Here is a 9,709-nt window from a genome sequence, read left to right as displayed (position 1 = left end):
GATGTTGTAGTCCCCCGGAAGGCGCAGGCGCACCGGCACGTTCAGCGCGCCGCGGGCGGCGGTGAAACTCTGGGTGCCGCCCGGTCCAGCGGTGACGTCGGCGGCGGTCCAGTGCGCGGGCTGCGTGGTGGAGACGGTCACGATATGGGTGCGCTGTTCGAGCTCCCCGGCGAGCCGCCGTCCCCAGGCGTCGTCCACGCAGATCACCGAGGTGGCCGCGCCCACCGACGAGGCCGGATCGAACAGGCGGCGCTTGGCCGCGTAGTAGTCCTCGAAGTCGGCGTGGAAATCCAGGTGGTCCTGGGACAGATTCGTGAACGCGCCCACCGCGAACTCGACGCCGTCCACCCGGCCCAGCGCCAGCGCGTGACTGGACACCTCCATCACCACGGCCTGCACGCCCCGCTCCACCATGACCGCGAACATGGCGTGCAGCTGCGGTGCCTCCGGGGTGGTGAGGGCGCTGGGCACGCGCACGCCGCCGATGCGGGTCTCGATGGTGCCGATGAGCGCGGTGCGCAGCCCGGCCGCGGTCAGGCCCGCCTCCACCAGGTACGAGGTGGTGGTCTTGCCGGAGGTGCCGGTGATGCCGATGATGCGCAGCCGCCGCGACGGATCGCCGTAGAGGGCCGAGGACAGCGCGCCGAGCACCGCGCGCGGATCGTCGCGCACCAGCACCGGTACCTCGATCGCGCCGATCAGGTCCGCGCCCGCCGCGTCGGTCAGCACGGCGACCGCGCCGCGCGCGACGGCATCGTGGGCGAAGCGCGCCCCGTGCGCCCGCTCCCCGGCCAGACCCGCGAACAGGTCGCCGGGCCGGACGGCGTTCGAGCGCTGCTCGATACCGGTGACCCGGATATCGTCCAGGGCCGCGGCGGCGAGCGCCGCGTCCGCCGAGCGCCGGTCGTGCGGCGCGAACCGCGCGCCCGTCAGCTCGGCCACCGACCGCAGGCTGGTCGCCGGTGGGTCCGCGGGCCGGAGTACCTGCGGCTCGGTCGAACCTCCGCTACGCGGTTGCGACTGCGCGGGCACGAAGCTCCTCTCTGGGGATGAACGGCTGGGCGGTGATCGAGCGCGTCGCGGGGCCACCGCAACGGATCGACGAGTCAGGTTACCTGTGGTGCCGCACCGGGCGATCGGCGCGGCGCGGTTCGCTCACCCGCCGGTGTCGGCGCGGGGTCGTCCGGAGCGTGCACTCACCCGTTCCCAGTCCTAGGACGCCTGCAGGATCAGCGGTTTCGCCGGTGGCGACGGCGGCACGCGATCACGCTGCAGGGCCCACGACGCGATGGCGTGGAACAGCGGTGCGGCCGACTGTCCGCCGCTGCCGTCGGAGCTGCGCACCGGGGCGTCGAGCATCAGGCCGATCACGTAGCGCGGGTTGTCGGCGGGGGCCATCCCGGCGAAGGTGATCCAGTAGCTGGAGGTGGAGTAGCAGCGGCAGCCGGGGTCGATCTGCTGCGCGGTGCCGGTCTTCCCGGCCACCTGGTAGCCCTCGACGGCGGCGGGCACGCCGGTGCCCATCTGGACGCCCATCGGATCGCGCTGCACCACGGCCTGGAACATCTCGCGCAGGGTGGCGGCGGTCTCCGGGCTCACCACGCGCACACCCTCGGGCGGTTCCTCCTCGGTGCGGTTGCCGTCCGGGTCGATCTTGGACTTCACGATGCGCGGCGGCACGCGGACACCGTCGTTGGCGATGGCCTGGTACATGGCGGTCATCTGCAGGGTGGTCATCGAAAGGCCCTGGCCGATGGGCAGATTGGCGAAGGTGGAGCCGGACCACTGCTCACGGGAGGGCACCACGCCCGCGCTCTCGCCGGGCAGCCCGACGCCGGTGCGCTGGCCGAGGCCGAATTTCTGCAGCATGTCGTAGTAGCGGTCCTCGCCGATGCGCTGCGCCAGCATCAGCGTGCCCACATTGGAGGACTTGCCGAAGATGCCGGTGGTGGTGAACGGCATGACGCCGTGCTGCCAGGCGTCGTTGACGGTGACGCCGCCCATGAAGATGTTGCCCGGCACCTGCAGCACCTCGTCGGGCGTGGTGAGGCCGTATTCGATGGCCGCGGCGGCGGTGACGATCTTGTTCACCGAACCGGGTTCGTACACCTCCTGCACCGACGGGTTGCCCAGCGAGGAGCTGGACCAGTGCTGCGGTCCCAGGGCCGGATTGAAGGTCGAATCATTGGCCATGGCGAGCACCTGCCCGGTGCGGGCGTCCAGCACCACCGCCGAGGCGGCCTGCGCGCCGGACAGCTCCTTGGCCTGCTGGGTCTGCTGCTGCACGTAGTACTGCAGATCGGAGTCGAGGGTGAGTTCGACGCCGTAGCCGTTGACGGCGGGCTGCCGGTCACGCCAGCTGCCCGGGATGACCGCGCCGTCGGAGCCGCGGTCGTAGGTGTGCGAGCCGTCGGTGCCCGCGAGAATCGCGTCCAGGGCCGATTCCAGGCCGATCTGGCCGTGCCCGTCCCAGCCGGTCGCGCCGATCACATTGGCGGCCAGGGAGCCGCCCGGATATTCGCGCAGATCCTGTCGCTCGGTGCCGACCTCCGGGAACTTCAGGCTGATATCGGCCGCCACCCGGGGATCCACGTTCCGCACCAGGTAGACGAACGGCTCGTCACTGCGCAGCTTCTTCAGCAGATCCTGTTCCGGCGCGGCGGTGCCGAGTTTGTCGTGAATGTATTTCGCGATGGCCTGCATGCGCTGATCCGGCTCGGGTTTGGCCGAATTCTCGTCGTGCGCCTCCTGCAGATCCTTGCGCACCCGCACCGGCTGGAAGGTCAGCGCCTTGGCATTGACGGTGAAGGCCAGCGATTTGCCGTTGCGGTCGAGAATCGGCCCCCGGGTGGCGGCATCGATCTGATGCACCGTCCGCTGACTGGCCGCCTCCGCCGACAGCCGTGGCGCGGAGACGCTTTGGATCCACAGCAGCTGCAAGGCCGCGACCAGCAGCGCCACCAGCATGACGATCCGCCCCACGCCGAACCGGAACCGCGTGGACGCGTCCAACCCCGGCGCGGGCCGCGGTCTGGACGGCTTGCGCGCCCGCGCGGGCCCCGCCGCGCTCCGCGCACTCGCCGCCCGCTTTCCCGAACTCGCGCGCCCGCCACCGCTGTTCCCGCGCCCGCCACCGAAACGGCCGCGACCACGCCCGTTCTCGGCACGGTCGCGGCCGGAATCACGGCCACGCGACATCCGCGACGTCACCCGACCACCCCGTTTCGCGCAGCGCCGCGGCGACCATGCGGTCGGTGGCCGTTGCGGGCCGCACCCGCAGCCGACCCGGTGCGGCCGAGAAGCCTGGAGCCCGTGGCTGGTTCCGTTCCCGTTGTGGCACAGCCGCGTATGGCCCGTGCGACCGGATGCGCGGCACTCCGGTCGGCCGGTGCCGTGGCGGACCGGCCCAGCGCGCGGATCACCTCGGCACCTCCTGGAGGGCCGGGGCGGGCGTCGCCTGCACGGGGTTCGGGGTAACCGGCACGGGGGCCTGCGGGATGTCCTGGACCTGTTGCGGTGCGGGTGCAACCGGGTCCTGGGGCGCGGGCTGCTGCGCTGCCGGGGGTTGCGGCGCGTCGTTGTTCACCGGGTCGGCCGGGGGTTGGGGCGCGCCATCGTTCGCCGGGGCGGCCGGGGGCTGCTGGTTCGGTGGGGCGGCCGGATTCGGCTGCGGGGCGGCCTGGATGGCCGGGTTCTGGTTCGCCGCGGGCGGCGGGGCGGCCGGGGTGGTGGTGACCGGAACGACCCGCTCGCCCTGCGCCTGCGAGAGATTCGGCGGGGGCGCGCCCGGGGTGGGCGGCAGGGTGTTGAGCGGTGGGGCGGGGGAACCCGCCGCCGGGGTCGGGTCACCGACCACGATCACCTCACCGTTCGGGCCGATCACCAGGCGCGCGGGGTCGCGGGCCGGGATCATGCCGAGTTCGCGGGCGCGGGAGGCCAGCACGGGGGCCGAATCGGCGGCCGCCACCTCGCGCTGGAGGGCATCGCGCTCATCGGAGAGCTGCTGGTTCACTCGCCGGGCCGCACCGAGCTCATAGCTGTCCTCGGTGGCGCGGGTGGTGAGCAGCAGGGTGAGCGCCAGCCCGCAACCGAGCAACGCGAGAATGGTCGCGACGAACGGAATGCGGCCCGCCAGCACCGGTTCCCCGGTGCGCGGCAGGGCGGGTGCGCCCTCGCGGCTGCGCCGCTTGGCGTAGGCCCGCTGCGCCGCACCGGATTTCACCTGCTCGGCCGCCTTGACCCGACGGGCCGGGCGGTTCTCGCGACGCTGCACACGTCCCTGCGTCATCGTCATAGCACCACCCCTCCCACACCTGTGCCCCCGCGCGGTCGTCTGCTCCGGGTCATGTCGTCTCCTCCCCAGCGATCCGCTCGGCCGCGCGCATCCGTACCGGCGCGGCCCGCGGGTTGTCCTCGATCTCCTGCTCCGTCGCCTTCTCCGCGCCGCGGGTCAGGATCTTGAATTCCGGGCCCATACCGGGCAGTTCGACGGGCAGGTCGAGTGGGGTGCGCGAGGCGGACCGCTTGGCGAACTCCGCCTTGACCACCTTGTCCTCGAGCGACTGGTAGCTCATCACCACGATGCGTCCGCCCGGAGCGAGCGCGTCGAGGGCGGCGGGCAGCGCCGCTTCGAGGGATTCCAGTTCTCGGTTCACCTCCACCCGCAGCGCCTGGAAGGTGCGCTTGGCGGGGTGCCCGCCGGTGCGACGGGCGGCGGCGGGAATGGCGGCGTAGAGCAGTTCCACCAGTTCGGCGCTGGTGGTGAAGGGCTTCTGCTGGCGGCGGCGCAGCACCTCGGAGGCGATCTTGCCCGCGAACCGCTCGTCGCCGTAGGTCTTGAGCACCCGGGCCAGATCACCGTGGCTGTAGGTGTTGAGCACATCGGCGGCGGTCATCCCGCCGCTGGGGTCCATGCGCATATCGAGTGGCGCGTCCACGGAGTAGGCGAAACCGCGATCGGCCTCGTCCAACTGCATGGAGGAGACGCCGAGATCCATCAGGATGGCCTGTACCGAACCCCGCGGGGCGAGTCCGGCCTGCTCCAGCGCGCCCGGGATCCCGTCGTACCTGGTGTGCACCAGGGTGATTCGGTCCTCGAACGGGCGTAGTCGCTCACCCGCAAGTTTCAGCGCCTCGGTATCGCGATCCAGTCCGACGAGCCGGATGTTCGGATAGGTGCGCAGAAAGTACTCGGCGTGGCCGCCCAGGCCGAGGGTGCAGTCGACATAGACCGCGCCATCGGAATGCAGTGCGGGACCGAGGATTTCATCGGCGCGGTGGAGGAGGACCGGAACGTGGCGGGGACCATCGGTGTTTCGGTGCACCTAGACCTCCCGGATCCTGCCTCACGTTCGTTCGCACACCCCGTGCGGGTCGCTTGCGATTCGGACTTCACTGCTGAGTTGGTGACTCTTCAGTGCGGTGGCCAATGCCCCGTGGTCTCTGACCGAAGCACCGCACCTGGCGTTGGGGAAGTACGTCAGGGTCGGCGTCGGGCAGAGGCCGCAGGGCACTCGCCTCGCTGTGGGCTAGAAGATCCCGCCCAGCGACTCGTCTCTGGCTTGCGAGTAATCCTCCTCGTGCTCGGCGAGGTAGGAATCCCACGCCGCCTTGTCCCAAATCTCCAGAAAGTCGACCGAGCCGATCACCACGCAGTCCTTGGTCAGGTTGGCGTAGCGGCGGTGTTCGGCCGACAGCATGATCCGGCCCTGTCCGTCCGGGCGCTGCTCATCGGTGGAGGCCGCGAGTGCGCGGACGAAGGCACGGGCCTGCGGATTACTTCGAGACGCGGCCGCGGCTCGCCGCGCGAGGGCGGTGAACTCGTCCTTCGGATACACGGCAAGGCTGTGGTCCTGTCCCTTCGTGACCATCAACCCTCCCGCCAGTTCGTCTCGAAACTTCGCAGGCAACGTCAGTCGCCCCTTGTCGTCCAAACGGGGGGTATAGGTCCCGAGAAACAACTCCCGACACCTCCTACCGGATCACCCCTCGTCTGTTCGGCCTCCTGTAGTGCGCGCTCCACATTACCCCACTTTCCCCCACTTTCAATCGAAAGCGGCGGTGATCTCGGTCCCCGGTTGGCGAACTTCGCAGGTCACATCAGCTATCACCGAGGTGGGGAACTTGCGCCGCAGTTCCCCCGACACACACGGCATACGGTGCCGCCGGTCCGACAACCGTCAGCAAACCCGCAGATAGCACGCATATCCGACAGCCGTGGGGCGCGGTGGGGAATGTGAGTGGGGAGGTGTGGGGAGTCGTGGAATTGGGTATCGGGAACCCGCGACACGCACAAGACACGCCGCAGCGCCACACCCGAAATCAGTGTGGCGCTGCGGCGTGTCGCGCTTGTTTCCGAGCCGGGCCGAAGCCCGGCCGTCAATTGTCCTGTTCGAAGCGCCGCCGGAAGCGGTCTTCCATCCGGGCGGAGAATCCGCCCGCCTTCTTCGGGCGACCGCGCCCGCCACCGGGATTCGCACCCGATGTCGGATCGCCCTCGCCGCCGCCGTTGGCGGCACCCAAGCGGGGGCCACCCATCAGCAACAGCACGCCCGCTCCGAACATCACGATGAATCCGACCAGGCTGATGATCGGGAAGTCCCCGAGCTTGATCGGGGCGGCAATGCCCGCGACGAGTAGGAACAGGCCGAGGACGAAGAGCGCGGCCGCTTGCAGTCTGCGACGACCGGTGGCCGAGCGTAGCCGCCCGCCTCGTACGGTCGACGCGAACTTGGGATCCTCAGCATAGAGCGCGCTCTCGATCTGTTCGAGCATGCGCTGCTCGTGCTCGGAGAGTGGCACGGTACCTCCCCCGGCACTAGGTAGTGGCGGTCGCCTCCGGGTAAGCGACGGATAGCCGACCTTGGCGGCTGTCTGCCACCAATGATACGAGTTCGATCAGAACCGGACCACCTACTCGGCCGATGTTCAAGCCAGCATTCCCGCGATCCATCCCGTGGAGGGTCTCGTTTTGGCCGCCGCGGCGAGCAGATCGTCCACGTCGTGCAGGAATGCGCCTACCCGCGAAGCGAACTCGTCGGCCTTGGCGTCGTCGATCTCCCGTGGTAGACCGGCCTCCAGCGCCGCGCGCGTCTCCGACTGGGCGCTGAAGTAGTCCGACCACATGATGAACTCGGGGGCCGCCTTCTGCATGAGCACCCAGGCATTGCGCGAACGCGCCCGCGGCATCCGGTCGACTCCGGTCAGCGCGAGCACCGCGCCCGCGCCGCGCAGGGCCGCCAGATAGGCGGTGCGGAAGCGCTCGGCCGGATCCCTCTCCCCCGCCGCCTGCATGAGCAGACCGTCGGCGCGCCGCAACAGCTCACCGGCCCGGCCCGGACGGCCCGGACGTTCAGTTTTCCCGGTCATCGGGTACCTCCCCACTCGCATACCCTGATCCACCAGGCATCTTGCCCATCGAGCGACCGGTGACGGCCACCGCCGAAGATCGAACAGGTATTCGAAGGATTCAATTGAGTTTGAATATAGAGAGAGCCACCGACAAGTTCCGGCGCTTCGCCGCACCGGATCCCAGCGCACACGGAAGTCGCGTCTGCCCCACATGACCGCCGTCACCCCGAAACCCACGCCCGTCGTCGTCGATCTGTCGGCCGCGACCATGCGCGCCCGGCTCGCCGACGCCCTCGCGGTGTACGTCGCGGCCATGGACTATCCGCCGGGCACCGAACACCACCGCGCCCCCATGTGGACCGAACACACCACCCGGCCCGGCTGGCAGGCCGTCGCCGCGCTGCTCCCCGACGACGACGGCCGCCTCGACCTGCGCACCGCCCCGGTACTGGCGATCGCCTACGGCTATCACGGTGCGCCGCACCAGTGGTGGCATCAGCAGGTGTACACCGGCATGCGGCGCACCGGCTGGCCCGAATACGCGGCCCGCGACCTGCTCTCCGACTACTTCGAACTCACCGAACTGCATGTGCACCCCGCCGCGCAGGGCCGCGGCATCGGCGAAACCCTGCTGGCCCGCCTGCTGGCCAACCGCCCCGAACGCATGGTGCTGCTGTCCACCCCCGAGGTGGACCAGGAGGCCAACCGCGCCTGGCGCCTCTACCGCCGCCAAGGCTTCGGCGATATCGTGCGCCACTTCGTCTTCTCCGGTGACACCAGGCGTTTCGCCGTCCTGGGCCGGCGGCTGCCGCTGTGAACGCACCGCCGGACCGCGTTCGCGCCACACCCCGAAACGACCGCCCGCAGCCCCCGCGACCCCACGCCGAAGACGGTCACGCACGCCGCGACGACCGCGAGCGCGTCACGTACCCCCGAAGGATGGCGGTGCCACCGCTACCAGTTCATGAGCCGAGCCACGGTGCCCTGGTCACCAGGGTGCGGTGGGCACGCAGCGGCTCCGCCCAACACGAGACACGACAAGCACACAGCGGCTCCACCCGACACGAGACACGACAAGCACGCGGCGGATGCACCCGACACGAGACGCGGTGGGCACGCAGCGGCTTCACGCGACACCAGACGCGGCAGGCACGCAGCGGCCTCGCCCGGCACCAGACGCGGCACGCACGCAGTGGCTTCACCCGGCACGAGATCCGGCGGGCACACACCCACATCACGCAGCACGAGATCCGGCGGGAACACGGCGGATTCGTGCGGGGAGGGGTGCGGTCGTGCGGGTGATCGTGGTCGGGTCGGGGCACAATGCGCTCGTCGCCGCCTGTTATCTCGCGCGGGACGGGCATGCGGTGGAGGTGCTGGAGCGGGATACCGTGATCGGCGGGGCGGTGTCCACCGTGGAGCGGTTCCCCGGACATCAGGTGGACCGCGGGTCGTCGGCGCACATCATGGTGCGCCACACCGGGATCATCGAGGAGCTCGAGCTGGAGCAGTTCGGGCTGCGCTATATCGACTGCGATCCCTGGGGTTTCGCGCCCGCGCCGCCCGGGGGCGGGCATGAGCCGCCGCTGATCTTCCATAGAGACGTGGACCGGACCTGCGCGTCCATCGCCGCGGCGTGCGGGGAACGGGATGCCGAGGCATACCGTCGATTCGTCCGGGTGTGGGGGCCGCGCAGCGCCCGCGTCATGCGGTCGTTCGCGGGCGCACCCACCGGCGGGCGACTGCTGCGCGCGTTCTGGGGCCTGGACGCCCGTGACGCCGCCGGGGCGACCGGGCGCGGTGACGGCGGCGCGCTCTCGCGGGAATTCCTGCAGACCGGAGACGCACTGCTGGACAGCCTCTTCGACAGTGAACGGCTGAAGGCCGCACTGGCCTGGTTCGGCGCACAGTCCGGGCCACCCATGTCCGAACCCGGCACCGCGCCCATGGTGGGCTTCGCGGCGCTCATGCACACCCTGCCGCCCGGGCGGGCCGTCGGCGGCAGCGGCGCGCTCACCCGGGCCCTGGCCGATCGGCTGCGCGCCGACGGCGGCCTGCTGCGCACCGGCGACGCGGTCACCGCCCTCGCCCGCGACGGTAGCGGCTGGTCGGTGCGCACGGCGGGCGGACACGAACTGCGCGCCGACACGGTAGTCGCGGGCGCACACATCCTCACCACCCTGGACCTGTTGGAACAGGGCGGTTTCGACGCCGCCCGGCTGGCCGACTGGCGACGCCGCATTCGGGTCGGCCCCGGCATCGGCATGGTGGTGCGTGCCGCCACCAGCGACCTGCCCCGCTATCCGGGCGCGGACACCGCCGAATCCGCGACCGGCCTGCAACTGCTGACCACCGACCG

9 protein-coding genes are annotated in these 9,709 nt (G+C 70.6%); 2 read left to right on the top strand and 7 right to left on the bottom strand.

Annotation, left to right across the window (positions count from 1 at the left end; all coding sequences use genetic code 11):
- The 7 genes from ON31_RS10960 to ON31_RS10925 form a co-directional block, all read right to left on the bottom strand.
- On the bottom strand, positions 1–1,032 hold a 1,032-nt coding region (locus tag ON31_RS10960; protein ID WP_039812435.1), incomplete at its 3' end, for a Mur ligase family protein.
- A 180-nt stretch (positions 1,033–1,212) separates the two neighbouring features.
- Complete coding sequence (locus ON31_RS10955; protein WP_157533648.1) at positions 1,213–3,198, bottom strand: peptidoglycan D,D-transpeptidase FtsI family protein; 1,986 nt, start codon at positions 3,196–3,198, stop codon at positions 1,213–1,215.
- Between the two features lie 220 nt (positions 3,199–3,418).
- Positions 3,419–4,294, bottom strand: coding sequence for a cell division protein FtsL (ftsL, locus tag ON31_RS10945; RefSeq protein ID WP_063821470.1), 876 nt, complete (start codon positions 4,292–4,294; stop codon positions 3,419–3,421).
- Positions 4,295–4,343: 49 nt separating this feature from the next.
- Positions 4,344–5,324, bottom strand: coding sequence for a 16S rRNA (cytosine(1402)-N(4))-methyltransferase RsmH (rsmH, locus tag ON31_RS10940; protein WP_039812423.1), 981 nt, complete (start codon positions 5,322–5,324; stop codon positions 4,344–4,346).
- 204 nt (positions 5,325–5,528) lie between these two features.
- Complete coding sequence (gene mraZ, locus ON31_RS10935) at positions 5,529–5,960, bottom strand: division/cell wall cluster transcriptional repressor MraZ (protein WP_029929310.1); 432 nt, start codon at positions 5,958–5,960, stop codon at positions 5,529–5,531.
- A gap of 418 nt (positions 5,961–6,378) precedes the next feature.
- Positions 6,379–6,801, bottom strand: coding sequence for an SCO2097 family morphological protein (locus tag ON31_RS10930; protein WP_029929312.1), 423 nt, complete (start codon positions 6,799–6,801; stop codon positions 6,379–6,381).
- A 126-nt stretch (positions 6,802–6,927) separates the two neighbouring features.
- On the bottom strand, positions 6,928–7,368 hold the full coding sequence (locus ON31_RS10925) for an SAV_6107 family HEPN domain-containing protein (protein ID WP_039812420.1): 441 nt from the start codon (positions 7,366–7,368) through the stop codon (positions 6,928–6,930).
- A 193-nt stretch (positions 7,369–7,561) separates the two neighbouring features.
- On the opposite strand from ON31_RS10925, the gene ON31_RS10920 reads away from it, so the two are divergent.
- Both ON31_RS10920 and ON31_RS10915 read left to right on the top strand, forming a co-directional pair.
- On the top strand, positions 7,562–8,167 hold the full coding sequence (locus tag ON31_RS10920) for a GNAT family N-acetyltransferase (protein ID WP_039812417.1): 606 nt from the start codon (positions 7,562–7,564) through the stop codon (positions 8,165–8,167).
- 475 nt (positions 8,168–8,642) lie between these two features.
- Positions 8,643–9,709, top strand: a 1,067-nt coding sequence (locus tag ON31_RS10915) for a phytoene desaturase family protein (RefSeq protein WP_039812414.1), incomplete at its 3' end; no start/stop codon positions are given.

The organism is Nocardia otitidiscaviarum NBRC 14405 (assembly GCF_000308635.1).
GTDB classification, from domain to species: domain Bacteria; phylum Actinomycetota; class Actinomycetes; order Mycobacteriales; family Mycobacteriaceae; genus Nocardia; species Nocardia otitidiscaviarum.
This window is presented reverse-complemented; position numbering and strand designations above follow the sequence as displayed.